Origin of the sequence: Neotabrizicola shimadae, from assembly GCF_019623905.1 — a bacterium.
Classification (GTDB): Bacteria; Pseudomonadota; Alphaproteobacteria; order Rhodobacterales; family Rhodobacteraceae; genus Neotabrizicola; species Neotabrizicola shimadae.
Map to the genome: position 1 here is coordinate 3,939,624 of NZ_CP069370.1, position 26,289 is coordinate 3,965,912.

General features: G+C 68.3%; 20 protein-coding genes. 16 read left to right on the forward strand and 4 right to left on the reverse strand.

Annotated elements, in window-relative coordinates:
- Position 1 precedes the first annotated feature (1 nt).
- A complete protein-coding gene (locus JO391_RS19145) occupies positions 2 to 2,041 on the reverse strand; it encodes an NADH:flavin oxidoreductase (protein ID WP_220661997.1) in 2,040 nt (679 codons plus the stop codon).
- Between the two features lie 109 nt (positions 2,042 to 2,150).
- Positions 2,151 to 2,570, reverse strand: a complete 420-nt coding sequence (locus JO391_RS19150; RefSeq protein ID WP_220661998.1) for a MarR family winged helix-turn-helix transcriptional regulator — start codon at positions 2,568 to 2,570, stop codon at positions 2,151 to 2,153.
- Positions 2,571 to 2,688: 118 nt separating this feature from the next.
- On the opposite strand from JO391_RS19150, the gene JO391_RS21630 reads away from it, so the two are divergent.
- The 7 genes from JO391_RS21630 to JO391_RS19180 all read left to right on the forward strand — a co-directional run bounded on the left by JO391_RS21630 (position 2,689) and on the right by JO391_RS19180 (position 13,048).
- Positions 2,689 to 3,510: an FAD binding domain-containing protein gene (locus JO391_RS21630; protein ID WP_259444758.1), complete on the forward strand. Its 822-nt coding sequence runs from the start codon at positions 2,689 to 2,691 to the stop codon at positions 3,508 to 3,510.
- Positions 3,501 to 6,173, forward strand: coding sequence for a molybdopterin-dependent oxidoreductase (locus tag JO391_RS19155; RefSeq protein WP_259444759.1), 2,673 nt, complete (start codon positions 3,501 to 3,503; stop codon positions 6,171 to 6,173). Before JO391_RS21630 ends, JO391_RS19155 begins: the two co-directional genes overlap by 10 nt.
- Before the next feature lie 79 nt (positions 6,174 to 6,252).
- Entirely contained in the window at positions 6,253 to 7,686 is a 1,434-nt protein-coding gene (locus tag JO391_RS19160) for a 6-hydroxynicotinate reductase (protein WP_220662000.1), read from the forward strand.
- An 83-nt stretch (positions 7,687 to 7,769) separates the two neighbouring features.
- Entirely contained in the window at positions 7,770 to 8,618 is an 849-nt protein-coding gene (locus tag JO391_RS19165; RefSeq protein WP_259444760.1) for a UPF0280 family protein, read from the forward strand.
- Between the two features lie 5 nt (positions 8,619 to 8,623).
- Positions 8,624 to 9,181, forward strand: a complete 558-nt coding sequence (locus JO391_RS19170; RefSeq protein WP_259444922.1) for an amino acid synthesis family protein — start codon at positions 8,624 to 8,626, stop codon at positions 9,179 to 9,181.
- Positions 9,178 to 11,196, forward strand: coding sequence for a hydantoinase/oxoprolinase family protein (locus JO391_RS19175; protein WP_259444761.1), 2,019 nt, complete (start codon positions 9,178 to 9,180; stop codon positions 11,194 to 11,196). Before JO391_RS19170 ends, JO391_RS19175 begins: the two co-directional genes overlap by 4 nt.
- A gap of 178 nt (positions 11,197 to 11,374) precedes the next feature.
- Positions 11,375 to 13,048, forward strand: coding sequence for a hydantoinase B/oxoprolinase family protein (locus JO391_RS19180; protein ID WP_220662003.1), 1,674 nt, complete (start codon positions 11,375 to 11,377; stop codon positions 13,046 to 13,048).
- A 1-nt stretch (position 13,049) separates the two neighbouring features.
- Here JO391_RS19180 and JO391_RS19185 read toward each other — a convergent pair whose 3' ends face one another.
- Positions 13,050 to 14,159 (reverse strand): amidohydrolase family protein, encoded by a 1,110-nt coding sequence (locus JO391_RS19185; protein ID WP_220662004.1) that lies wholly within the window; start codon positions 14,157 to 14,159, stop codon positions 13,050 to 13,052.
- 130 nt (positions 14,160 to 14,289) lie between these two features.
- Here JO391_RS19185 and JO391_RS19190 point away from each other — a divergent pair, with 130 nt between their 5' ends.
- Positions 14,290 to 15,249, forward strand: coding sequence for a magnesium transporter CorA family protein (locus tag JO391_RS19190; RefSeq protein ID WP_220662005.1), 960 nt, complete (start codon positions 14,290 to 14,292; stop codon positions 15,247 to 15,249).
- Here JO391_RS19190 and JO391_RS19195 read toward each other — a convergent pair.
- Positions 15,227 to 15,928 (reverse strand): DUF1045 domain-containing protein, encoded by a 702-nt coding sequence (locus JO391_RS19195; protein WP_220662006.1) that lies wholly within the window; start codon positions 15,926 to 15,928, stop codon positions 15,227 to 15,229. The two genes, JO391_RS19190 and JO391_RS19195, sit on opposite strands and share 23 nt — an antisense overlap.
- Before the next feature lie 176 nt (positions 15,929 to 16,104).
- On the opposite strand from JO391_RS19195, the gene JO391_RS19200 reads away from it, so the two are divergent.
- From JO391_RS19200 to JO391_RS19235, 8 genes are all read left to right on the forward strand, one after another.
- Positions 16,105 to 16,965, forward strand: coding sequence for a hypothetical protein (locus tag JO391_RS19200; protein WP_220662007.1), 861 nt, complete (start codon positions 16,105 to 16,107; stop codon positions 16,963 to 16,965).
- A gap of 118 nt (positions 16,966 to 17,083) precedes the next feature.
- Positions 17,084 to 18,616 carry a CHAT domain-containing protein gene (locus tag JO391_RS19205; RefSeq protein WP_220662008.1) on the forward strand — a complete coding sequence of 511 codons (1,533 nt, stop codon included), beginning with the start codon at positions 17,084 to 17,086 and terminating at the stop codon, positions 18,614 to 18,616.
- Positions 18,613 to 20,100, forward strand: a complete 1,488-nt coding sequence (locus tag JO391_RS19210; protein ID WP_220662009.1) for a hypothetical protein — start codon at positions 18,613 to 18,615, stop codon at positions 20,098 to 20,100. Before JO391_RS19205 ends, JO391_RS19210 begins: the two co-directional genes overlap by 4 nt.
- 58 nt (positions 20,101 to 20,158) lie before the next feature.
- Positions 20,159 to 21,001 (forward strand): flagellar motor protein MotB, encoded by an 843-nt coding sequence (locus tag JO391_RS19215; protein WP_220664633.1) that lies wholly within the window; start codon positions 20,159 to 20,161, stop codon positions 20,999 to 21,001.
- Positions 21,002 to 21,077: 76 nt separating this feature from the next.
- A complete protein-coding gene (locus JO391_RS19220; RefSeq protein ID WP_220662010.1) occupies positions 21,078 to 22,385 on the forward strand; it encodes a flagellar hook protein FlgE in 1,308 nt (435 codons plus the stop codon).
- Positions 22,386 to 22,394: 9 nt separating this feature from the next.
- The gene (gene flgK / locus JO391_RS19225; RefSeq protein WP_220662011.1) at positions 22,395 to 23,858 is read left to right on the forward strand and encodes a flagellar hook-associated protein FlgK; all 1,464 of its coding nucleotides are present in this window, start codon (positions 22,395 to 22,397) and stop codon (positions 23,856 to 23,858) included.
- Entirely contained in the window at positions 23,855 to 24,859 is a 1,005-nt protein-coding gene (locus JO391_RS19230; protein ID WP_220662012.1) for a flagellin, read from the forward strand. The genes flgK and JO391_RS19230 overlap by 4 nt, the downstream gene beginning before the upstream one ends.
- Positions 24,856 to 25,947, forward strand: a complete 1,092-nt coding sequence (locus JO391_RS19235) for a flagellar basal body P-ring protein FlgI (RefSeq protein ID WP_220662013.1) — start codon at positions 24,856 to 24,858, stop codon at positions 25,945 to 25,947. Before JO391_RS19230 ends, JO391_RS19235 begins: the two co-directional genes overlap by 4 nt.
- Positions 25,948 to 26,289 lie beyond the last annotated feature (342 nt).

A 26,289-nucleotide genomic window follows, 5' to 3' on the forward strand; every position in this document is an offset into this window, starting at 1 on the left:
CTCAGATGTCTTTCATCAGGCGGAGCGCGTCGTAGATGGCGGCATGGGTGTTGCGGGATTCCACGGCATCGCCGATGCGGTAGAGCCGGAAGCGGCCCGGGCCGCCGGTGAGGGTCTGGGGTTTGCCCTCGATGAGGGCGGTGTAGTCCACGGCGCCGAGGTTGAGCGACAGCGGCTTGAGGTCGAAGTAGAGGCCGGCGTTGGGTTCTGTGCCGTGGTTGACGACGATCTGGTCGTGGGACTGCTGGCGGGTGAAGCTGGAGTAATCGGTGCCGATGGTGGCGGTGAGGCGGTTGCCGTCGCGGGCGGCAGAGAGCAGGCGCCAGGTGACGGTGAAGGTGGTGCCCTTGTCTTGCAATGCGCGCATGTAGGGGACGAGGTTCATGCCCATCACCTCGGGCGCGAAGGTGCGGTCGGGGGTCATGACCTCGACCCTGGCGCCGGCATCGGCGAGGACCTGGGCGGCCTGCAGGGCGGAGTGGTCGCCGGCGTCGTCGTAGAGCAGCACGTCCTGCCCCGGCTTCACGTCGCCGGAGAGGATGTCCCAGGCGGTGACGGTGAGGTCGGCGCCTGCGGTGAGCGGGGGTTTCTGCGGCAGGCCGCCGGTGGCGACGATGACCACGTCGGGGTCGAGGGCGAGGATGTCGGGGGCCTCGGCCCAGGTGTTGAAGCGGAAGTCCACGCCGCGGGCGGTGCATTGGGCCATGCGCCAGTCGATGATGCCGATCATCTCGGACCGGCGCTTTTGCAGGGCGGTGAGGCGGACCTGGCCGCCGGGCCGGTCTGCGACCTCGAACACGGTGACGGCGTGGCCGCGTTCGGCGGCGACGCGGGCGGCTTCCAGGCCGGCGGGGCCGGTGCCGATGATGACGACTTTGCGGGCGACCGGCGCGGGGGGGATGCTGTGGGGCATCTCGGCCTCGCGCCCGGTGGCGGGGTTGTGGATGCAGAGCGCCATGCCGCCCTGGTAGATGCGGTCGAGGCAGTAGGTTGCGCCGACGCAGGGGCGGATGTCGTGCTCTCGGCCCTCGATCACCTTTTGCACGATATGGGGGTCGGCCATGTGGGCGCGGGTCATGCCGACCATGTCGAGGATGCCTTCGGCCACGGCGTGGCGGGCGGTGGCAACATCGGGGATGCGGGCGGCGTGGAAGGTGGGCAGGCCGACTTCGGCCCGGATGCGGCCGGCGAGGTCGAGATGGGGGGCCGAGCGCATGCCCTGGATGGGGATCACGCCGGTCAGCGCTGCATCGGTGTGGATGCGGCCGCGGATGATGTTGACGAAATCGGCCAGACCCGCGTCGCGGAAGCGGCGGGCCAGTTCCACACCTTCGTCCACCGGGATGCCGCCCGGCTCGTCTTCGTCGGCGACGTAGCGGAGGCCCAGGAGGAAGTTCGGGCCGACCCGGTCGCGGCAGGCTTGCAGGACCTGGGTGGCGAAGCGCAGGCGGTTGTCGAGGCTGGAGGCGTCCCAGGGGCCTTCTGGCATACCGTTGGTCAGCTGGCTGATGAACTGGTCCATCAGATGGCCGTAACATTCGAATTCCACGCCATCGAGCCCGGCGGCCTGCATCCGTTCGGCGGCATCGGCGTAATCGGCGATGATGCGGGCGATGTCCCAGTCTTCGATGATCTTGGGGAAGGCGCGGTGGGCCGGTTCGCGCGACGGGCCGGGGGCCACCACGGGCAACCAGTCGCCCTTGTCCCAGCGGGTGCGGCGGCCGAGGTGCGAGATCTGGATCATCACCGCCGCGCCGGCTTCGTGACAATCGTCGGCGAGGCGTTTCATCCACGGCACGACCTCGTCCTTCCAGACGAGGACATTACCGAAGGCGGGCGGGGAATCGCGGCTGACCGAGGCAGAGCCGGCCGTCATCACCATGGCCACGCCGGCCTTTGCCCGTTCCAGATGGTATAGCCGGTAGCGATCCTTCGGCATCCCGTCTTCGGTATAGGCCGGTTCGTGACTCGTGGTCATGATCCGGTTGCGCAGCGTCAGGTGTTTCAGTTGGTAGGGTTGCAGAAGGGGGTCGCTCGACATGGGCTTCTCGCTGGGGCGTGCCGCCAGTCTGGACGTTGGGTCCGGCACGCGGTTGTGGAAAAGCGACGGTCCGAGGTCGGCCTTGCCCTGCGGCAGGCACTGGCAAGGCTCAGGTCAGGCGGAGAAGCAGCGCCATCAGCGTTTCGCGTTCTTCCGGCGACAGCGGCTTGAGCGTCGCGTCGGAGACGGTGAGTGCCATTTGCCAGGTGCCTTCGAACAGGACACGGCCGGATTCGGTGAGGCTGACGGTCAGGCGGCGGCGGTCATCCGGGTCGGGCGCGGTGGAGACCAGGTTCAGGCGGATCAGACGGTCCACCACGCCTTTGACGGTGGCAGCGTCCATCGCGGTTTCGCGGCCGAGGTGGTTCTGTGACAGCGGGCCCATTTCATGCAGGCGGGCAAGCACGGCCCATTGCGTGGTTGTCACCTGGGGAATCGCGGCGGAAAACAGCGAAAGGTGACGCTGCTGCACGCGACGCAGGAGATAGCCGACCTGATCGTCGAGGATATAGGGGTGTTGTCTGGTCACCCTTCGGGCATAGTCCCCACGGCTGGGACATGCAACGCAAATGCTGCAACCGGGCGTTGACAGGCGGGGCGCTGCCGGTTCAAGTTTGTTTGTGTGCGAATGACGTGAGGCTGGTCGGATGAGCTCTGCGGGCTATCGGCGCCCCGAGACACTGGATGCGGCTTTGGCTGCGCTGGCCTTGGGCGGGCGCGCGCTGGCGGGCGGAACCGACCTTTATCCGGCGGGATTCTCCGGCCCGGTCGTCGATCTTTCGGCGGTGGCCGAGATGCAGGGCATCCGCGTCGGTCCGCGCGAGATCCGCATCGGCGCTGCGGCAAGCTGGACCGAGGTGGCGGCCGCGGCCCTGCCCGCGGGGGCGCGGGCCCTGCAGCAGGCGGCGGGGCTTGTGGGGGGCTGGCAGATCCAGAACGCCGGTACGGTGGGCGGCAATCTGTGCAACGCCTCGCCCGCCGCCGATGGTGTGCCGCCCCTGCTGGCCATGGCAGCGCAGGTCGAGATTGCCGGGCCTTCCGGACTGCGCCGGCTGCCGTTGGAGGCGTTCCTGAAGGGGCCGCGCCGGGTGGCGCTTGACCCCGGAGAGGTGCTGGTGTCGGTGATTGTCCCCGCGGCAGGATGTTCGGGTGTGTCGCGGTTCCTGAAGCTGGGAGCGCGGGCGCATCTTGTGATTTCCATCGCGATGGTGGCGGTGCGGATCGTTCCGCGCGAGGGGCGGGTGGCCGAGGCCTGCGTTGCCGTGGGTTCCTGTTCGCCGGTGGCTGTCCGGCTGACAGCGGTGGAGCAGGCGCTGGAGGGGCTGCGGCTGGAAGAGGCGGCTTCGGTCGCGGTGGACGTGTCGGCGCTGGCGCCGCTGGACGACATTCGGGCGACGGCGGCCTATCGGCGCGAGGCGGCAGCGGAACTGGTGCGCCGGGCCGTGGTGGAGGTGGTGGCGTGCTGCTGACGGTCAACGGGCGGTCCTGCGAGGTGTCGGCGGCGCCCGTGGCGCGGTTGTCAGAGGTGCTGCGTGAGGATCTGGGTCTGAAGGGCACCAAGGTGGGCTGCGATGCCGGGGATTGCGGTGCCTGCACCGTGCTGGTGGATGGCGCGCCGGTCTGTGCCTGCCTGACCCCGGTGGCGCGGGTGGCAGGGCGCGAGGTGCAGACGGTAGAGGCGGAGACGCCGGACCTGGCGCGGCTGCGCGCGGCCTTCCTGCGGCATGGCGCGGCGCAATGCGGCATCTGTTCGCCGGGGATGCTGATGACGGCGGCGGCGCTGCTGGCGCGGAACCCGGCGCCCACCGAGGCCGAGGCATCCGAGGCGCTGGGCGGGGTGCTGTGCCGTTGCACCGGATACCGCAAGATCATCGCGGCGGTGTGCGATGTGTCCGGGCTGGCGGTGCCGGCGGCGCCTGAGGCTGCGCCGGTCGGGCAGCGCGTGGTGCGGCTGGACGGGGCGGCGAAGGTGGCGGGCGACCTGTTCGGCGCGGATGTGGTGCCGGAAGGGGCGTTGGTGGTGAAGGCCCTGCGCTCGCCCCATGCTCATGCGGGCTTTGTCATCGGTGACTGGCGGGGCTGGGCCGAAGGGCGCGGCGTGGCGGGGGTGTTCACGGCGGCGGATATTCCGGGGCGCAATGCCTTTGGCGTGATCCCGCCCTTTGCCGACCAGCCGGCTTTGGCGGAAAGCCCCGCGCGGTTCCGGGGCGAGGCGGTGGCCTTGGTGGCGTTCGAGCCGGGGGCGGCGGCATCGCTGGACGGGTTTCCCGTCGATTGGGCGCCCTTGCCGGCGCTGCTGGACCCGGTGGAGGCCGAGGCGGGGGCGACGCTGCATCCGGGGCGGCCAGGCAACCTGCTGATCGAGGGCCGCGTGCGCAAGGGCGATGCGGGCACCGCGCTGGCGGCATCGGCCTTCGTGGTGGAAGGTGCGGTCGAGACGGCGTTCGTGGAGCATGCCTATATCGAGCCCGAGGCGGGGGCCGCCTGGATGGAGGGGGATATCCTCTGCATCCGTGCCTGCACCCAGGCGCCGGTGATGGACCGGGACGACACAGCGACGGTGTTGGGGCTGGCGCCGGAGCGGGTTCGGATCGTCCCTTCCGCCGTGGGGGGCGGCTTCGGGTCGAAGCTGGACGTGAGCTTGCAGCCGCTGATCGGGCTGGTGACGCTGAAGACCGGGCGGCCGTGCCGGATGGTTTATTCCCGGGGCGAGAGCATGGCGTCCACGACCAAGCGGCATCCGGCGCGGTTGCGGGGGCGGATCGGCTGCGATGCGTCTGGTCTGGTGACCGGGCTGGAGGTCGAGGGGGTGTTCAACACCGGGGCCTATGCGAGCTGGGGGCCGACGGTGGCGAACCGGGTGCCGGTGCATGTGACCGGGCCGTACTTTACGCCCGCTGTCAGTGCGCGGGCGCGGGCGGTGCATACGCATGGGCCGGTGGCCGGGGCCTTCCGCGGCTTTGGCGTGCCGCAGGCGGCGATCTGGCAGGAGACCTTGTACGACCGGTTGGCGGATGCGGCGGGGATCGACCGGCTTGAGTTCCGGCTGCGCAATGCGCTGCGCGACGGGCAGGCAAGCGCCACGGGGCAAGTGATGCGGGCCGTGGGGATCGAGGCTTGCCTGAGGGCGCTGAAGCCGCACTGGCTGCGGGCGCGGACGGAGGCGGCGGGGGTGCCGGGGCGCGGGGTGGGCGTGGCCTCCTGCTGGTATGGTTGCGGGAATACGGCGCTGCCCAACCCGTCCACCATCCGGATCGGCGTGACCGGGGCGGGCGAGGTGGTGCTGCACCAGGGCGCCACCGACATCGGGCAGGGGTCGAACACGGTGATCGCCCAGATCGCGGCGGAGGCCTTGGGCGTGCCGGTGGGATCCTTGCGGTTGGTGGGGCCGGACACGGCGCTGACGCCGGATGCGGGCAAGACCTCGGCCAGCCGGCAGACCTTCGTGACAGGGCGGGCGGCCGAGGCGGCGGGGCGAAGCCTGCGGGCGACGGTTCTGCGGCTGGCCAATGCCGGTGAAGGCGCGCGGATCGGCTTTGGCGGCGGCATGGTGCGGGTGAGCGAGGGCGGCACGGTGCGGGAGATCGCGCTGGCGGGGCTGCCGGTGGATGGCTTCGGCTATGCCCTGTCGGCTGAGGAAAGCTATGATCCGCCGACGGTGGCGCTGGACGCGGACGGGCAGGGGTCTCCCTATGCGGTCTATGGTTATGGGGCGCAGATGGTGGAACTGGCGGTGGACCCGCAGCTCGGCACGGTGAAGCTGCTGAAGATCACTGCGGCGCATGACCTGGGGCGCGCGATCAACCCGACGCTGGCCGAAGGGCAGATCGAGGGCGGGATCGCGCAGGGCATTGGGCTGGCGCTGATGGAGGAATACATTGCCGGGCGGACCGAGAACCTGCACGACTACCTGATCCCGACCACGGGCGATGTGCCGCCGGTCGAAAGCCTGATCGTCGAGGTGCCCGACCCTGAGGGGCCCTACGGTGCCAAGGGGCTGGGGGAACATGTGCTGATCCCGACCGCGCCGGCGATCCTGAACGCGATCCGCGATGCGACGGGGGCAGAGGTCACGCGGCTTCCGGCGCTGCCGCACCGGGTGCTGGCGGCGATGCGGGAGGCGGGGCGATGACGGTGGTGCGTTTTCTGCGAGAACGCGAAGGATCGTGTTTCCGAGTTTTCGCAGAAGACTCGTTCCGTGGAGTCAGGCCATGACCGAGAAGATCCGCTGCGATGCCTGTCCGGTGATGTGCTACATCGCGCCCGGCCAGACCGGGGCCTGCGACCGATATGCCAATGACAACGGGCGCATCGTGCGCACCGATCCGGTGGTGATGCTGTCCCATGCTCTGGAGAAAGGGGACCGGCTAGTGCCCTTTGCCATGCGCGACTGGGAGGGAGAGGCCTTTCCGGCGGATACCGTGGTGACGGGCATCGGGTCTGGCACGACCTACCCGGATTTCAAGCCCGCGCCCTTCATCGTGGGGTCTGAAGTCGGGGGCGCCGACATGGTGACGGTCGTTACCGAGGCGATCTTTTCCTATTGCGGCGTGAAGGTGAAGATCGACACCGACCGCTACCTTGGCCCCGAGGGTGCGGCGGTGCGGGTTGACGGCGAGCCTGTCGGCCATGTGACCACGGCGGAATATGGCAGCCAGATGCTGTCGATTGGCGGGGTGCATCACCTGACCGGAGGCACCAAGGCCGAGGGCCGCGTGACCTGTGCCGCCATGCTGGCCTTGTGCAACGGCGAGGCGGTGAGCCTGACGATCGACGGCGGGTCCACCGTCGTGGCTCAGGCCGGCCAGCCGCCGGTGGTGGACGGCCTGCGCGAGCGCAAGATGCGGGTGGGCTGCGGGTCCGCCACCATCGGCATGTTCGCGGCGCAGTGGCAGGGGCTGGTGGACGAGGTGGTTGTGGTGGACGACCACATCACCGGCGTCGTCAGCGAACATCAGGCGGGCAAGGTGATCGGCTGGAAGCCGACCGGGATCCGCATCAAGGGCCACCGGTCCACGCCGGGGCGGTACTTCCGCGTGTCGGAGCCGGGTCTGGGCTGGGGCGGAACGAAGCTGACCGACCCGCTGGAGATTCTGGGCGACTGGCTGCCGGGCAAGGGCGCGCGGCCGGGGCTGACGCTGTTGATGGTGTCGACCACGGGCGAGGATTCAGGGTTCTATGTGCTGGACGAGGGCTTGAGGCCCGCGGCGCAGCCGATGCCCGAAAGCCTGCGTGCCACAGTGGCCCTGATCGAGGAGAATTGCGAGCCTTCGCTCTGCACGGTGATGTTCGTGGGCGGCGCGGGCGGGTCGTTGCGCGCGGGGGTCACGCGGAACCCGGTGCGGCTGACCCGGTCGGTGCAGGAAGGGATTACGCGCCTGACCTCGGGCGGGGCGGAATGCTTTGTCTGGCCGGGGGGCGGCATCACCTTCATGGTGGATGTGACGGCGCTGCCGAAGGGCGCTTTCGGTTATGTGCCGACCCCGGCGCTGGTGGCGCCGCTGGAGTTCACCCTGAGTCGCACGGAATACGAGGCACTGGGCGGTCATGTCGGTGCGATCCGCTCGCTGCACCAGGTGCAGGACGAGGGCGGGGAATATGCGACGGCGGCCCGGGTCGAGCCCTGGCGGAGCGACGGGATATGACGGCGGGCGTCGCAGTAACGGGGGGCCTCAGTCCCCCTGCGCCTGCCGGGCCAGAGGCCCGTCAGGCTTCCCCCCGAGAGCATTTGAGCAAAGCAGAAGCAGGTGTGCAGGCAGGCTGGATTTCGGGCGGGCGGCTGCATCTGAACCGGGGGCCGATCGACCTGGTGATCCGGGCCGAGGGGCCGGCGGCGGCTGCGGCCTATCGCGCTGCGCTGGCGCGGTTCGACGGGATGCTGGAGGCGCTGGTGGCGGAGCTGCCGGCGTTGCGGTCGGGCGACGGGGTGCCGGTCGAGGGCGCGGTGGCGCGAGCGATGGCGGCGGCGGTGGCACCGTATCGGCCCGCGTTCATCACGCCGATGGCGGCAGTTGCGGGAGCGGTGGCCGATGCCGTGCTGGTGGCGATGCGGGCTACCGGGCCACTGGACCGGGCCTATGTGAACAATGGCGGCGACATTGCGCTGCATCTTGGCCCTGGTTCGCGGTTCGACGTGGCGATGGCCACGGGCGGGACCGTCGTTCTGCACGCTGGGGACGGGGTGGGCGGCGTGGCGACCTCGGGTTGGCGGGGGCGCAGCCAGTCGCTGGGGATCGCCGATGCGGTCACGGTGCTGGCGCGAACGGGTGCCGAGGCGGATGCGGCGGCGACGATGGTGGCCAATGCGGTGGATCTGCCCGGGCATCCGGCCGTGACGCGGGTTCCGGCAGTGGCGGTGAAGGCGGACAGCGACCTGGGGCAACGGCTCGTGACGGTGGATGTGGGGCGCCTCAGCGCGGGCGAAGTGGCGGAGGCGCTGGGGCGGGGAGCGTGTTCTGCCCGGCGCCTGGTGGACCGCGGGCTGATCCTGGGGGCGGCGCTGGTCTTGCAGGGCGAGATGGTGACGGTGGGACGAATGGCGGTTTCGGAAAGGGCGGGTGCATGGATTTCGGCGTGAGGAAGATGGTCGTGCAGGTCGAGGAGATCCGGCACGAAGGTGGGCCGGTCGCGGCGGTGCCTCGGCTGCGCGGAGCAGTTGTGGCAGTGGTGCGCAATCCCTTCGCCGGGCGTCATGAGCCGGAGTTGCAGGGCGCGATGGAGGTGCTGAAGCCCCTTGGGCTGGAGATGACCGACCGGCTGATCGCGGCTTTGGGCGGGCGCGAGGGGATCGACGGCTACGGCAAGGGCGCCATCGTCGGCGAGGGCGGCGAGGCCGAACATGGCGCGATCTGGCATGTGCCGGGGGGCTACTCCATGCGCGAGCGGCTGGGGGAAAGCCGGGCCATCGTGCCTTCGGCGATGAAGGTCGGGGGCATGGGGGCGACGCTGGATGTGCCTTTGGGCCATATCAACGCTGCCTATGTGCGCAGCCATTTCGATGCGCTGACCGTTTCGGTGCCCGATGGCCCGCGGGCGGGCGAGATCGTGCTGGTGCTTGCCATGGCTAAGGGGCCGCGGGTGCATTCGCGCATGGGCGGGCTGGAGGTCTGGCAGATCAAGGGCGAGGACGGATTGCGGTGAAGGGGCTTGTCGCCGGGGTGGATGTGGGCGGCACGTTCACCGACCTGATCGTGCTGGACCCTGCGACGGGGGCGGTGGAGCTTGCCAAGGTGCCGACCTCTCTGCCCGACCAGTCGGGCGGGGTGCTGGCGGCCTTCGAGGCGGCGGGGGTGGATTTGTCCGCGCTGAACCTGATCGTGCATGGCACCACAACGACCACCAACGCGGTGCTGGAGCGCAAGCTGTCGCGCACCGGGATGGTGACGACCGAAGGCTTCCGCGACGTGCTGGAACTGGGCCGGCGGACGCGGCCGCAAGCCTATGGCATGACCGGGCGCTTCGTGCCGGTGATCCCGCGCGATTTGCGGCTGGAGGTGCCCGAGCGCATGGATGCGCGGGGGCGCGTGGTGACGGCTTTGGACGAGCGCGCGCTGCGGGCGGAGCTGGCGCGGCTGATCGAGGCGGGCTGCGAGAGCCTGGTGATCCATTTCCTGCATGCCTATGCCAATCCGGCGCATGAGCTGCGCGCGGCGGAGATCGCGGCGGAAGTCTGGCCCAATCGCCACGTGACCTGCGGGCATGCCTTGCTGTCGGAGAGCCGCGAGTTCGAGCGGGGCGTCACGGCGGCGGTCAACGCGGCGGTGCAGCCCTTGCTGGAGCGCTATGTCGGGCGGCTGGCGGGGGAGCTTTCCGCCCGCGGCTATGGCCGTGACCTCTTGGTGATGAACGGCAATGGCGGCATGGTGACGGCGGGAGCGGTGTCGCGCGAGGCGGTGAAGACAGTGATGTCGGGGCCGGCCTCTGGCGTGATGGCGGCGGTGGCGACGGGGCGGCGGGCCGGGATGCCGGACTTGCTGACCTATGACATGGGCGGCACATCGACCGACGTGGCGATGATCCGGGGCGGCGTGGCGCCGGTGTCGAACGAGATCGAGGTGGAATATGCCATGCCGATCCATGTGCCGATGGTGGATGTGCGGACCGTCGGCGCGGGTGGCGGGTCGATAGCGCGCGTGGATGCCGGGGGCATGCTGCGGGTCGGGCCGGAAAGCGCCGGGTCCTATCCGGGGCCGGTCTGTTACGGTCGCGGCGGCACGCAGGTCACGCTGTCGGATGCGAACCTGATCTTGGGGCGCCTTCCGGCGGCGCGGTTCGGGGTTGCGGCCGAGGCGGCGCGGGCGGCGATGGCGGAACAGATCGGGGCGCCTCTAGGCCTTGGCGTGGAAGAGGCGGCCGAGGCGGTGGTGCGGATCGCCAATACGCATATGGCGGGGGCGGTGCGGATGGTGTCGATCTCGCTGGGCGCGGACCCGCGGGATTTCGCGCTGTTCGCCTTTGGGGGCGCGGGGCCCCTGCACGCGGTGGCGCTGGCGCGGGAACTGGCCGTGCCGAAAGTGCTGGTGCCGGCGCGGCCGGGGCTGACCAATGCCTTGGGCTGCGTGGTGGCGGACCTGCGGCATGACTTCGTGCGCACGCTGAACCGGGGGCTGGACGGGCTGGACATCGGCGCGGTGCATGAGGTGCTGGCTGCGCAGGAGGCCGAAGGGCGGCGGCTGATCGGGGCCGAGCGTGTGGCGCTGAAGGGGGTGCGGGTCGAGCGGTCGGCGGATATGCAGTTTCTGGGACAGACGCATCTGTTGCGGGTGGCGCTCCCGTCCGGGACGCCCTCGCGGGAGGACCTGCAGGCTCTGTTCGAGGCGGCCTATTGGGCGCGATTCAAGGTGGAGTTGCCGGAGATCCGGGCGGCGCTGGTGAACCTGAACACGAGCGTTGTCGGTGAGCGGCCAGAGATGGACCTGAGCCGGCTGATTGATCCGGAGGGGCGGAAGCGGGTGGCGGATCCCACGGAAATGCGGCGGGTGTGGTTCGGCGGCTGGCAGGAGGTGCCGGTTTATTGGCGGGACCATCTTCCGTTAGACTGGTCCAATGAAGGGCCGATGATCGTGGAACAGATGGACACCACGCTGGTGGTGGAACCGGGCTGCCGGGTGACGGGAGATGTGGACGGGAACCTGATCGTGGAGGTGGGGGTATGATCGGTCTGCCCCTTGAATTGCTGTCGGTGCCCCCCCACCCCATCTCTCCCCCACAAGGGGGGAGGGGGCCGCGACGTCCTTGCCGTGCCCCTCGACGGTCGACGCTTCTCGCCTCCCCTCCCCCTTGTGGGGAGGGGTTGGGGGAGGGGGGCTTGCGCGACTTGGGGAGGGTGCGGCCATGATCGACCCCGTCACCCTTGCCGTCATCCATGCCGGGTTGCAGCAGGTCTGCGACGAGATGGACCTGACCTTCTCGCGCGCCGCCTTTTCGCCGGTGATCGCCGAGGCCGACGACCGGTCGGATGGCATCTATTCCGCCGTTGATGGGTCGCTGATCGCGCAAGGCTCGCGCGGGTTGCCGGTTTTTGTTGGCACAATGCAGTTTTCTACGCGCCATATCGTCGAACGGATCGCCACGGGTGAGACGGCGGCGCCGGAGCCGGGGGATATCTACATCGTCAACGACCCCTATCTGGGCGGCACGCATCTGATGGACGTGCGCTTTGCCATGCCGGTGTTCCGGGGCGGGCGCATCTTCTGCTGGCTGTCGAACACCGGGCATTGGCCGGATACCGGGGGGGCGGTGCCGGGGGGCTTTTCGGCCTCTGCCATCAGTGCGGAACAGGAGGGGCTCCGCCTGCCGCCGGTGAAGCTGTTCAAGAAGGGCGTGCTGGACCAGGAGATCTGGGCGATCATCCGGTCGAACATCCGCGTCAGCGAACAGCGCATCGGCGATGTAAAGGCGCAGGCCTCGGCGCTCTTGGTGGGCGAGGCGCGGCTGAACGGGTTGATGGACCGCTATGGCGAAGGCGTGGTGGAAGAGGCCATCGCGGCGATGCGGGGCATCGCGGCGCGGCAGATGCGGGCAATGATCGGGCTGATCCCCGAGGGGACCTACCGCGCGCAGGCTGTGGTGGACAGCGACGGGGTGGTGAATGAACCCCTGTTCATAAACCTGTCGGTGACGCGGACGGGCGAGGTTCTGGTCTTCGATTTCGCGGGGTCTTCAATGCCCTGCATGGGGCCGATGAACTCGGTCCGCGCCACCACGCTGTCGTCGGTTTACCTGGCGGTGCGGCACATCTTCCCCGATGTGCCACTGAGCGCGGGGGCCTTCGAGCCGCTGGAGGTGCGGGGGATCGAGGGGACGTTCCTGGATGCCCACTATCCCCGCCCGGTCAGCGGGTGCGCGGCGGAGGTAAGCCAGCGCATTGCGGAGGCCGTGTTCGCGGCGCTGGTGCAGGCGATCCCCGACCGCGTGACGGCGGCGCCCGCGGGCACGTCGGGCAACTTCGGGCTGGGTGGCACGGATCCGGAGACCGGTGCAGGGTATGTCATGTACCAAATCTCGGGCGGCGGTTACGGCGGCAACGTCGACCACGACGGGTTGTCGAACGGCTGTTCGACCATCGGCATTTCCAAGGCGCCGCCGGTCGAGATCATGGAGCAGAAGTTCCCGGTGCTGTACCGGCGCTATGCGCTGCATGAAGGCTCAGGCGGGGCGGGGCAACATCGCGGCGGCTTCGGGCTGGATTACGAGATCGAGCTTCTGCGTGGCAATGCGCGCGCCTCTTTCGTGATGGATCACGGACGGGTGGGGCCTCAGGGTGTGCTTGGCGGCGGGGATGGCGCGGTGAACCGGGTCGAGGTGCTGCGCGACGGCGAGACCTGGGTGCCGCCGCATCTGTCAAAGGCGCAGGACGTGGAGTTGCGCCCCGGCGACCGGGTGCGGGTGCGCACGCCGGGTGGCGGCGGCTATGGCGACCCGGCGGCGCGCGATCCGGCTTTGGTGGCCGAGGATGTGCGTCTGGGGCGCTATTCCCCCGAAGAGGCGGCGCGGCTGTTCGGGTGAGTCACTCGGCCGCGAGGCGCGGGTGCAGGATCGGCGAGAAGAGCCGTGCGGCCCCGCCTTCGGCGTGGATGAGCCTGCCGCGCGATATCGTCGCCTCCACCCGGCGGGTTTCGGCGCGGACGATGGCGAGGTCGGCGCGCTGGCCGGGCTCGATCCGGCCGCGGTCGGGCAGGCGCAGGATTTCGGCAGGGCCGGAGGAAACGAGCGCCCAGGCGGCGGCGAAGGGCATGATGCCCCGGTCGGAAAGACTGAAGGCCGCAGCGGCGAGGGCCTGGTGGTTGCCGTCCGAGGCAAGGGCCGTGACAAGCCCCGCGGAAGCCAGAACGCTGTGCAGCGACCCGGCGAGGATGCCGGGCGCGGAGAGCACCACGGGGCACATCATGGCCCGGGCGGCGGCGGCGGCGCGGCGGCTGGCGGGGAACATCGCCAGCCGTGCGCCGATCATGGAGTGGCGTTCGCGCGCTTCCCCATCGGGGTCGGCGCGGGTGGCATAGATTACCCCCAAATCGTCGAAGGATTCAGCCAGCGAGCAGAGGTGGCGCGGCAGCTCGCCGCGGCGGCGTTCCGTGGCAGAGATCAGGCTGGCAAGGCCGATCGCGTCATGGCCCAGGTCTTGAGCAAAAGCCTCGAACTGGCCTGGCGCGTCGGCGGCTTCGAGCGCGGCGATGAGGCCGTTGGTGAAGGTCACAAGGCTGATGCGATTGCGACGTACGGCTTCGACCAGCAGATCGGCCTGGTCGAAGAGGTGCATCTCGACATCGACATGCAGGCGCAGGTCCGTGCGCATGGCCAGCCGATAGGCCGCAGCGCGGCGAAGGCGGGCCTCGACCGCCATCGCGTCGTCGGGACCGTTGGGCCAGCGCCAATCGAGCGTGAGGCAGGCGGTGGTGATGCCGGCGGCGGCGGCAGAAAGGTCCGTGGGCTCGGGGTCCGGTCCGCCGGCATGAAGGTCGATGAGGCCGGGCAGGACGAGGTACCCCGAAAGATCGACTTCGGGCAACGGGCCGCGCGTGATCCGGCCCTCGGCGATGGCGACCGAGCGGCGCTGGAGCTGACCGTCGCGCAGAACGTCTGCGCCGGTGAGCCGGATCGGGGGCAGCGGGTGGATCATTTGTTGGCTGCTCGCATGAATCGTTGTTTTGAGGGTAACCCGCGGCTGCAACGCGGCTATGACAGTGCGGGGTGCTTGCCGGACGGGCGGGGGACGGCTAGGCAGGAGAAAACCGCGGAGATCGGGAACGATGCTGAGCGCCTATAGGGTGGCATCCGGCCGGCTGGAGAAGATGGCGCCGGGAGAGGCGCTGGACGAGGCCGTCTGGATCGACCTCTGGCGGCCGCTGCCGGCGCAGGTCGCGGCAGTGCAGGCACTGGGTCTGTTGGTGCCCAAGCGCGAGGACATGGAAGAGATCGAGCTTTCGAGCCGGTTGTACCACGAGGGCGGCTACGACTTCATGACCGTGGTGCTGCCGGGTGTGACGCCGGACGGCGAGCAGGTGTCGGGTCCGGTGTGCTTTATCCTTGGGCCGGCGCGGATGGTGACGGTGCGCTTTCACGCGCCGCGGCCGTTCGAGACCTTTCCACCTCGTGCGGAGAAGACGCCCGTCGGCTGCGGCGGGCCGGACCGGCTGTTCCTGGGACTGGTGGACGAGGTGGTGGGGCGGCTGGCCGACCACCTGGAGACAGCGGGGCACGGGCTGGACGAAGTGACACGGACGGCGACCGACGCGCGCGCGGCACTGCGCGGCCCGCTGCTGGAAGCGGCGCTTGCACGTGTGGGCATGGAGGGCGAGCGCATCTCGCGCGTGCGGTTGGCCTTGTTGACGATCCAGCGGATGCTGGGGTTCCATGCGCTGCAACTGGGCGACTCGAAGCAGGACCACACGATGAAGGCCATGTTGAAGGGCCTGAACCGCGATGTGCAGGCGTTGGAGGTCCATGCGGATTTCCTGTCGGCGCGGGTAGGTCTGGCGACCGACACCACACTTGGCATGATCAACCTCAGCCAGAACGCCACAGTGCGGATCGTGTCGGTGGTGGCGGTGCTATTCCTGCCTCCGACGCTGATTGCGTCGGTCTATGGCATGAACTTCCAGTTCATGCCGGAACTGGCGGAGGCCTGGGGTTATCCGGTGGCGTTGGTTCTGATGTTCGCCTCGGCAGCAGGGACCTGGGCCTATTTCAAGTGGCGGGGCTGGCTGTGAGCAGGTGGCGACTGACCAGACGAAAGCGGTTGTCCGGTCCTTCGGCCACAAGGCAGAGCGCGTCGATCCGGTAGGGCCTGGGTGCCAGAGCGGCCAGGTGCGGCTCTAGGATGGCAGCGACGGCGGCGGCGGGTTCGGGATCGAGCGGGCCCGTCAGTGTCATGTGGAAGCGAAACTCGTCCATCACGTAGGGGTAGCCCCAGAGGTCGAGCAGCCGGCGCTGGTTTGGTGTGAGCCGGTCCGGGCGGCGGCGCGCGATGTCTTCCGGGGTGAGCGGCGCGCGGAAGCGGTCGAGGTCGGCCACGCAGCGGGCGGCCAGGTCTTGCAGCGCGTCCGATGGGTCGGCCGGGGTAAGCGCGAGGAATCTGCCGACGGGCGTGAGCGCGAGGCCGGTGAGCGTGACGGGCGCGAGCCGCGTGGCCAGGACGGCAAGGGCCGCGTCCAAGGCTTCGGCGGTGGTGCCGGGGGCAAGCCGGAACGGAGCCTTGAGCGTTGCGTGAAAGCCGTAGCGCCGGGGTTCGTCCGTGATCTGCGCGCGCGGCAGCGGAAGCGGCGGAAGGTCAGGCGCGGGCGGTTCGGTTCCGGCCACGGCATCCCAGCCAAGCCAAGCTGATGAAAAGGCAAAGAAATCCGCGTCGGATGGCAGGTGATAGACGGCGAAGCGCGGGTCGATGGTCAAGGCGGGTCTCCGAAACAGGGCGATGGTCGCCTGTCATGCGATGCACCGCAAGCGTGAATGAATGCCGTGACCTTTTCGCGAAGCGTGAAGCGCATTGACGGAGGATTCACGGCGCTGTTGCGAGGAAACAGGCAGGGTAGCGGCAAGTTGGACGCCGTTCATGGGATCATGCTGAAATGTCACTGGAACCGAACATCGTCAACTCGCTCTGCCTGCGGTTCACTGCTCCCTGTTCCTTCGCAGGCGACCTGGCGCCCGTCCTTGCCCGAGGGCTCGGCTTGTCCCCCGCCGATGTCCAAATGACCCAGGACGGGACGGGCGCCTTTTTTCCGGAGTCACGGGTCCGGCCCGAGCGGGTCGCCGCGCTGGCCCGGGCCTTTGGCCTGGACGTGGTCATACCGGACGCGCCCTTGCGGCTTTCGCTGGCCTTCCTGCCGCGGCCCGGTGCGCGCGCCGAACGGCTGGCCGGCTGGCTGGCCGAGTTGACCGGGCAGAAGGCCGAGAGGCTGGGCCGCCGGCTGCGCCTGCCGGGTGGGGTGCTGTTCCGCGACCTGCCGAGGGCGCAGGCGCTGGATTGGCAGGCGGCCTGCCGCGACCGGCGGGACGTGGATGTAGAGGTTTCGGACGGCAAGGCTGCTGTCTATGACCTGTTCGGGCCGGTTTCGCTTGTCCTGGCAGCCGACCTGCGCGTCCTTGGACTGGCCGGTTGTGCCGTGACCGGTGCACGAGCCGCCGCGCTGGATGCACGCATGGCGCGGTGGCTGGAGCGGCGCCATGGTCAGGCGGCACTGGATCGCGCCTTCCAGCGGTTTGACCTGATGCTGGTGGGGTGTGGGCGGCTGAGCCCGCGGGAGGCAGCCGACTTTCTCGGCCCGCGCACCGGGTTGAGCTTGGGCGAGATCGGTCGCGCCTCGGCCCTGCGGCCCGTGCCGGTCGAGCGGGGTCTGCCGCGTGAAACGGCGCTGCGCTTCCAGTCGGACTATGCCCAGATCGGCCTTCCCGTGGCGTTGCGACTTGTGGACGGTCAGGAGGCTTGATCGGCGCCGCGCGGTTCGGCACCATGTCGCCATGCGGTTCCGGCATTTGATTCAGGTCCTTTTGTTCTGGCTGGTGCCCGCCGTTGTTGCGGCACAAGAGCCCGTGCAGGATGATCTGATGTCAGAGGCCTTCGTGGCGGCGCAGGTGGCCAGCACCTCGCAGGCCGGGGCGGCGCTGCGGCAGATTTCGGTTCGAGAGGCGGCGGGCGATGGCGTCCTGGCAGGCCTGGTGAAAGAGCGCCAGGCGCTGCAGGACCGGTATCGGCGGGTGCAGACCAGCCTGATGGCCCCCAGTGCTGACCGGGTGGCGCTGGCTGGCGAGGGCGACGAACTGGCGGCGCAGATCGCGGCATTGGACCGGCGGATCGCCGCGGAGTATCCCGACTTCTCGGCCCTGACCAAGCCGGCGGCCTTGTCGGTTGCAGATGTGCAGGCGGTGCTGCGCCCCGACGAGGCGCTTGTGCTGACCTTCACCGGCGAGGAGACGACCTTTGTCTGGGCGATCTCGAAGCAGCGGGCGGGCTGGCTTTCGGTGGCGGCCGGGCAGCCCTTGCTGGACCAGGTGGTCAGCGAGTTGCGGCTGGGGCTTGATCCATCGGCCGTGACCCGCGGTGCGGCGGCCCTGGACGATGCCGAAGCGCCAGCTTCGGGCAGAACCGGCTTTCGACGTGATCTGGCCGAGCGGCTTTATGGCTATCTTTTGCGGCCGTTGGAGCCGGTGATCGGCCCGGCTGGTACCCTTTATGTGGTGACGGATGGGCCGCTGACGAGCCTTCCGTTTTCGGTACTCGTGACCGAGCCGCCGGTTGGCGAGGACGATGACCCGGCAGCCTTGCGGGCGACGAAATGGCTGATCCGCGATCATGCGCTGGTGACGCTGCCATCGGTGGATTCGTTGCGGCTGATCCGGTCGCTTCCGCCGCTGCCAAGCTCGCCGCGCGAGTTCCTGGGCTTCGGTGACCCGGCGCTTGAAGGTGGCACGACGCTGGCGGCCCTGTCGCGCGGGGCGGGGGTCATGCGCTCGGGCATGGCGGATGTGACGCAGCTTCGCGCGCTGCCGCCGCTGCCGCAGACGCGGACCGAGCTTCTGACGATTGCGGCAACCCTTGGCGCGCCGGAAAGCGACGTGCGGTTGGGGCCGACGGCCTCGGAGGGGGCAGTGAAGTCGATGGACCTGAAAAGCGCCCGCGTGCTGGCCTTTGCCACGCATGGGCTGCTTTCGGGCGAGCTGGAAGGGCTGACCGAACCCGCGCTGGTGATGTCGCCGCCGGACCGGCCGTCGAGGGCCGATGACGGGTTGCTGACGGCATCGGAGATCTCAAGCCTGACGCTGTCGGCCGACTGGGTGCTGCTGTCGGCCTGCAACACCGCAGGAGGCGACGGGCCGGGGGCAGAGGGGCTTTCCGGTTTGGCGCGCGCCTTCCTGTTTGCAGGGGCGCGGTCGATCCTGGTGTCGCACTGGCCCGTTCGCGATGACGCGGCGGCGCGGCTGACGACCGATACGTTCCGGGCGCTGACCGAGGGGCGTGCCGAGACCAAGGCGCAGGCCCTGCGTCTGGCCATGCTGGGGCTGATGGAGGATCCGCGCGACCCGAGCCTGGCCGCGCCTTCTGCCTGGGCGCCCTTCGTGCTGGTGGGGGACGGCGGATGATCCGGGGGCTTGCGCTGTGGCTGTTGCTTGCGCTGCCCGTGACGGCGACCGAGTTGCCGGATCCGAACGACATCCTTGACAAGGCGGTGAGCCTGTCCGCCGCAGAGGATTTTGACGGCGCTTACGAGGTGTTGGCCCAGGGTTTGCAAGCTGCGCGCAATGCGGGGGATCTGTCACCCGACTGGGGCATCGTCTTTGCGGTGATGGCAGATACGGTGCGCAACGTGCGCGAGAACCCGGCCTATGCGCTGATGCTGGCCGAGGAGGGCCTGGCGGTTGTGGCACCGAATGCCGCCGACGCGCAGGATGTGATCGCGATCCTGAACACCTCGCGCAGCTATGCGCTGGCCGATCTGGGGAGGATGGAGGAGGCGGCGGCCGTGGGGCGGATGGCCGAGCCGTTGCTGCGCGCGGGCATGGGCGATCAGGTGGCAGACGACTACCTGCGCGAAATCGCGTCCTGGGAGGCCGGGGCGACCACCAAGGAAAGCGGTGTGTCGCCCATGGCACTGGCCGAACGGTCGCGCAAGGATGCGGCCGCGGCGCTGGACGACGGAGATTATGCGCGCGCCCTGACCCTCGCCGCACAGGCAATGCTGCCGGTCAATTCGGGCCTGCCGCAGGGGGAGGTGTTCCTCAGCAATGCCGATGCCATGCGGATGACGGGGCGGGCGCTGTATGGCATGGGCCGCAAGGAAGAGGCGCTGGATGCGTTGTTGCAGGCGGCGAGCCTTGCCTTCGAACCAGGCTGGGACGAGCTGGAGGTGCCCGTCTTCTTCGTGAAGGTCGAGGGGGCCGAAGAACAGCTGACCGACCTGATGATCTGGCTGGCGCGCACCCTGATGGACGTGGGCGGCGACGATCAGGACTATCTGCTGTTGGCCGGGCGCATGGCCGACATGGCCGGCCGCATGACCCCGACGGGGCCGTCATCCTTTACCACGGCCTATCTGCGCAGTTCACTGGCGACGAGACTGGGCAAGCCCGAGCGTGCCGTCGCCGAATTGACGGCAATGGCGGCGAGGGCGCGGGTCGAGGGGATGGAGGACTATGCGCTTCTCTCCGAGTTCTATGTACAGACCCTGACGGATGCCAATGTCGGTGCGGTCGAGGAGATGGACACCGACGCGCTGATCGCGGCGGCGACAGCGGCCATCGACCACGCAAGGGCTAACCCGGCCTCGATCATAGATCCGGGCTTCGTCGCGGCCGAGACGGCGGGGTTCCTGATCCTGACCGACCGCACCGATGCGGCGCTGGACTTTGCGCGACAGGCGTTTCAGGCGCGGGTGGACTGGCTGGCGGCCTCGGGTTCGGCCGGGCTGGGGGAAGACGCCTACCGGCGCAACACGCGCAGCCTGGCCGAGACGCTGTTGCAGGCCGCGAGCCGCAAGGCCGGCACGGGGCCGGGGGCCTTGTGTTCCGATGTCGAAGGGGTGGGTTGTGTCATCATTGTGGAAAATCACACAAAATCACCGGGTTAACGCGGTGTAAAGCCCGACCTGCTAGGCTCCTCCCCGGGTGTGAAACATGGGTGACGGGATGGCAGGGCAGGCGAATGCCGCGCCAGTCATCATCAAGCGCAAGAAGGTCATCGTCGGCGGCGGCCACCACGGGGGGGCGTGGAAGGTTGCCTATGCTGACTTCGTTACGGCGATGATGGCCTTCTTCATGCTGATGTGGCTGCTGAACGCGACAACGGAGAAACAGCGCAAGGGGATCGCGGATTACTTCAACCCCACGGTGCCGATCAACCGCATCTCTGGCGGGGGCGACGGGGCCTTTTTCGGGGATTCGGTGCTGTCAGAGCAGACCTATGCACAGAACGGCACCGGGGCTTCGGCATCGCTGCCCACCGAGGACAGGCAGGCCAGGGGTGACGCCGCCGGCGGACCCAGGCAAGCCAGCGCCGAGGATCTGCGTGTCATCGCCGAGGTCGAGAAGGCACTGGCCGGACGTTCCGGGGAAAGCATGACCATGCAGCGCCTGCTGCGCCATGTCGTGACCCGGGTCACAGATGAGGGACTGGTCATCGAACTGTACGATCTGCCCGGTGCGCCGCTGTTTCAGGGCGATACGGCCGATGCCACGCCCCTGACCGAGGCCCTGGCCGACGTTCTTTCGGATGTTCTGGCCAGTGCGACGAACAAGGTTGCCGTCGCAGGGCATGTGCGGGCCTATCCGGTACCCCTGGCTGAAAGCCCGGTCTGGGACCTGTCCTCGCGACGGGCGCAGGCGGTTCACAAACTGATCACCGCCGCAGGGCTTGACGATGGGCGGTTCGAAAGGGTTGTGGGCCATGCCGACCGCAAGCCCGCCACCGCTGATCCGACTGCGCTGCGAAACAACCGGATCGAGGTCATTCTTCTGCGGAAGGACACCTGACACCGTTAGGAGAATCTTAGATGTGAGGGCGCAGGGTCGCCGCATCGGGAATCGATGCAGCAGAAAGGCGCCCTCGATGACGATTTCCTCTTCCCTCAGCGCGGGTGTGGCCGGTCTCTTTGCCAATGCCACGCGCCTTGCGACAATTTCTGACAACATCGCCAATTCGGGCACCTACGGCTACAAACGTGCGCAGGCCGATTTTTCCAGCATGGTCATCAACGATGCACGCGGCGCCGGGGTCTATTCGGCGGGCGGCGTGCGGGCGACCACCAGCCGACTTATCGAGGAGCGGGGCTCGCTCATCGGCACGTCGAACGCGCTCGACCTCGCGATTTCCGGCCGTGGAATGCTGCCGGTGATGCGCGACACCGGGCTTGGAACGGCCGTCGGTGACCAGCCCCTGACACTGACTCGCACCGGGGCCTTCCGGACGGATGCCGACGGCGTCCTGCGTACCGAGACCGGACTGGTTCTTCTGGGGTGGCCGGCCAATGCCGACGGCACGATCCCGGTCATGCCGCGCGATTCGCAGACCGGTCTGCAGCCCGTTGTCATCAATGCGAACCAAACTTCGGGTGACCCGACCACATCCATCAAGATGGGTGTCAACCTGCCAGCAACCGAGACGGCTACTGGCGCTTCCGGCGATGCCCTGCCGCTTTCGGTCGAATACTTTGGGAACCTCGGCACATCGGAATCGCTCGACATCACCTTCACGCCGACCGTGCCCACCTCGGGCAGTTCCAACGAATGGACCATGGTGATCCGCGATTCCGCTCAGGACGGCGCGATCATCGGAGAGTACACGCTCACCTTCGATGATAGCCGGGGCTCGGGCGGCACGCTCGCCTCGGTCACCACGGTTTCGGGCGGCGCCTATGATGCCACAACGGGCGAACTGGCACTGACCGTTGGCGGTGGCCCGCTGTCGATGATGATCGGCAAGCTGGGCGACCAGACCGGGCTGACGCAACTGTCGGACAGCTTCGCGCCCGTCTCGATCACCAAGGACGGCTCGCCGGTAGGCAACCTTACGGCGGTCGAGGTGGACGAGTCCGGGTACATCATGGCGACCTACGACACCGGCTTTATCAAGCGGATCTACCAGATTCCGCTGGTGGACGTGCCAAACCCGAACGGGCTCGTTTCTCTCTCGGACCAGACCTACCAGATGTCGCAAAGCTCCGGGTCGTTCTACCTGTGGGATGCCGGTACCGGGCCGACCGGAACGGTGCAGGGCTTCGCGCGCGAGGGTTCCACGACCGATGTCGCGGCGGAGCTGACGAACCTGATCACGACGCAGCGCGCCTATTCCTCGAACGCGAAGGTCATCCAGACCGTCGACGAGATGCTGCAGGAAACCACCAACATCAAGCGATAGGGGGCATGAATGAGCCTTTCGGCCAGCCTGACCAGCGCCTTTTCCGGGCTCGCGGCTCTTTCGCGCATGACAGAGGTCGTGTCGTCGAACGTGGCCAATGCCCAGACCGCAGGATATGTGCGGCGCGAGGTCGTGCTCAGCTCGCACGGCGCGGACGGGTCGGGGGCCACGGTGCGCGTGTCCGACCTGCGCCGCGATGTGGACCGGGCCCTGCTCGCAGACCGTCGCGGCGCAGAGGCCGGGGCCGGCGCATCGGGCCGCATCGCCGGTTTCAGGATTGCGATGGAAACGGGGATCGGCGATGTCACCAGCGCAGGCTCGCTGACCGACCGGATTGCACGGCTGGAGGCAGCGCTGATCACGGCGTCCGGTCAGCCCGACAGCGACAGCTTTCTCGACAACGCCGTCGCAGCCGCGCGCAAGCTGGCGTCACAGATATCTTCCTCCGCCGAGAGCGTCCAGGCTGAGCGCATATCGGCGGATGCGCGCATCGCCCAGGGCGTGGACCGTTTGAACACGGGCCTCCGGCAGGTGGCAGACCTGAACGAACGCATCCGGACATTGACGACCGCTGACCGTGACGCCACCGGGCTGATGGATGAGCGCCAGCAATTGGTGGACCGGCTGGCCGAGTTTGTGCCTCTGCGCGAGGTCGAGCGGGACGATGGGCAGATCGCGCTCTTCACGGCAGGCGGCGCGGCCCTTCTGGATGGCCGACCTGCAGAGATCGGCTTTCGGCCAACGGCACAGATCACAGCCGACATGTCGCTGGCGAGCGGCGCCTTGTCCGGGCTGGCGCTGAACGGCGTGGCGATCAACATGTCGAATGGTGCGGGGCTGATGTCCGGTGGAACCCTGGCAGCCGATTTCGCCATACGCGACACGCTTGCCCCGGAAGCGCAAGCCCGTCTGGACGGGCTGGCGCGCGACCTTGTCGAACGGTTTGCGTCTGCCACTGTCGACCCGACGCTAGGGGCGGGTGACGCAGGTCTGTTCACTGATGCCGGTGCCCGGTTCGATCCGCTGAACGAGACAGGCCTGGCGCAGCGGCTGGCGGTGAATGCGGCCGTGGATCCCGTTCAGGGAGGCGCGGTCTGGCGGCTTCGTGACGGCATCAATGCCTCGGCGCAGGGCGCCACCGGGAATGGTACCATCCTGTCTGCCATGTCTGCAGCCTTGACAGAGCCGCGCCCCACCGGCTCGACCGCCTACCTGAGTGGCCAGCGCAGTTTCGCGACCCTTGGCGCAACCCTCGCTTCGATGACGGTGAACGACCGCCTGGATGCAGAAGAAGATGCCGTCAGTTCGGCTGCACGCCTGTCGACCTTGACCGAGCTTGAGTTACAGGGGGGCATCGACACGGACCGAGAGATGCAGGATTTGTTGGCGATCGAGCAGGCCTACGGCGCCAATGCGCGGGTGGTCCAGACCGTGGACCAACTGATCCAGATGCTGCTGGAGTTGGGCGCATGAGGTCGGTCGGCTTCGGAGACGGCGCCATGGCGGCCGCCTTGCGGCGGCTGACGACCGACACCAAGAGCGACATCGACCGCTATATGACCGAATCGGTTACCGGCATCACCCGAGATGCAGGCGCCCATCTCGACGGGGACCTTGGTCCACTGGCCGGCCTTCAGGCCGACCTTGCACGCTTCGGGGCGTGGAAGACCAACATCGCCACCGCTGCAAGCACCGCGCAGACCATGCAGACCGCGCTGGACAAACTGGATAGATCGGCGGCGAGCTATGGAAACCTGCTTCTGCTTGCGGCCAGCACGGCCACGCAGGCGGAATCTGCGGCCACCATAGGGGAAGGCGAGTATCGCTTCGAAGCGGCGATATCGGCACTGAATACCCGATTGGGCGACCGGTCGATCTTTGCGGGCGTTCGTCCGCAGGGTCCGGCAACGGCCAGTGCGGCCGAAATCCTGGATCGATTGGAGCAACTCGTGTCCACAGCCACCAGCGCGGATGAGGTCCAGACGCTGGTAAACGATTGGTTCTCCGATCCCGCCGGCTTCGAGGCCCAGGCCTATCAGGGCGGCCAGGCGCTGGCGCCGGTTCAGATCGGCACGTCCGATACCGCCCGGCTGGAGGTGACGGCTTCCGATCCGGACCTGCGGGGCACGCTGGCCGGGCTCGCCATTGCGGGCCTGCTGCAGCGCGGCATTCTCTCCGGATCAGAGGTGGCAAGGGCAGACCTGGCCAAGCGCGCGGGAGAACAGCTGATCGGCGAGCAGACCTCCCGGACTGCACTTGCCGCGCGCTTGGGTGTCGCCGAGGCGGCGATTGCCGAGGCCGGGATCGAGGTGCAAGCCGGGATCTCGGCCACCGAGATTGCCCGGGTCGAGCTGATCGGTGTCGATCCCTACGAAACGGCAACACGCCTGCAATCGGCCCAGAGCCAGCTGGAAACGCTCTACGCCGTCACCGCGCGGCTGTCGCGCTTGAGCCTTGTGGACTACCTGCGATGATGCGGCTTGCGCTTTTCTGCCTGCTCCTTGCGGCGCCCGTGGCGGCATCGCCCGTGCGCATAAAGGATCTTGTGGAATACGACGGCGTCCGGGGCAACGACCTCGTCGGCTATGGCCTCGTCGTCGGGTTGGATGGCACCGGGGATGGATTGCGCAATTCTCCCTTCACCGAGGAGATGATGGCCAATCTGCTGGAACGGCTGGGCATCAACGTCGAGGGCGAAGAGATGCGGCCCCGCAACGTGGCCGCCGTGTTCGTGACCGCCGATCTGCCCCCCTTTGCCCGAACGGGAAGCCGGATCGACGTCACGGTCTCGGCCATTGGCGATGCGCAAAGCCTGTTGGGCGGAACACTTGTGATGACGCCTCTGAACGGCGCGGATGGCCAGATCTACGCCGTGGCGCAGGGGGCCGTGATCGCCGGTGGCGTTTCGGCCGAGGGGGAGGCCGCCAGTGTAACCCAGGGTGTCCCGACGGCGGGGACGATCCCCTCTGGCGCGCGGGTCGAACGCGAGGTGGACTTTGATTTCTCCAAGCTGTCCGTGATGCGACTCGCGCTGCGCACACCAGATTTCACGACGGCCGCGCGCATAGAGACAGTCATCAATCGCGCCGTCGGGCGGCGGATCGCGGCCATGACGGATGCAGGCACGGTGACGCTGAACCTTGGGGATGGCCGGCTTGGATCGCCGGCGCAAATCATGGCGCGGATCGAAGGCTTGCCGGTCGAACCCCAGGCACGGGCTCGGGTCGTGGTTGACCCGAGGTCCGGAACCATCGTCATGGGGGCAGATGTCCGAATATCCGCTGTTGCCGTGGCCCAGGGCAACCTCACACTGACGGTAGAGGAGGCACCCATGGTGGTGCAGCCGAATCCTTTCGCGAATGGCCAGACCATGGTGGTCCCGCGTACTTCGGCCGGGATCGAAGAGACCGGCACGGGCCTGGCCGAGCTTCCTTCTTCCACCTCGTTGTCTGATGTGGTGGCGGGATTGAATGCCTTGGGCGTCACACCGCATGACATGATCGACATCCTGAAGAGCATCCACGCCGCGGGTGCGCTTCACGCCGAGTTCGTGGTGAACTGACTGAGCGGGCCGCACTTGTGGAAGGCCAACAGCAACCGAGCGGTAGCCACGCGAGGCGCGCTTCGCGCCTTGGCTTGGTCCACCGTCCCATCGACCGAGATGTTGACGTCGGAAACTCGAAAGGCCTTGGGAGCCTCGATAGATTTGGCTGACCCCTTCGTGACGGACTTCAGGGTGAACCGTCTTCCTTTGGTGCGGCCGTGTGCTGGCCGGTTTGACGTTCTGTGGCCGCTCACGCCACTTTGGTGGGTGCCTGCGCCAAGGTGATTTGGCGATAAACAGGCATCAAAATGGACGGCCACGCGGAACCCTTGTCGCGGGCGAAGCATTCTTCGCTGCCAC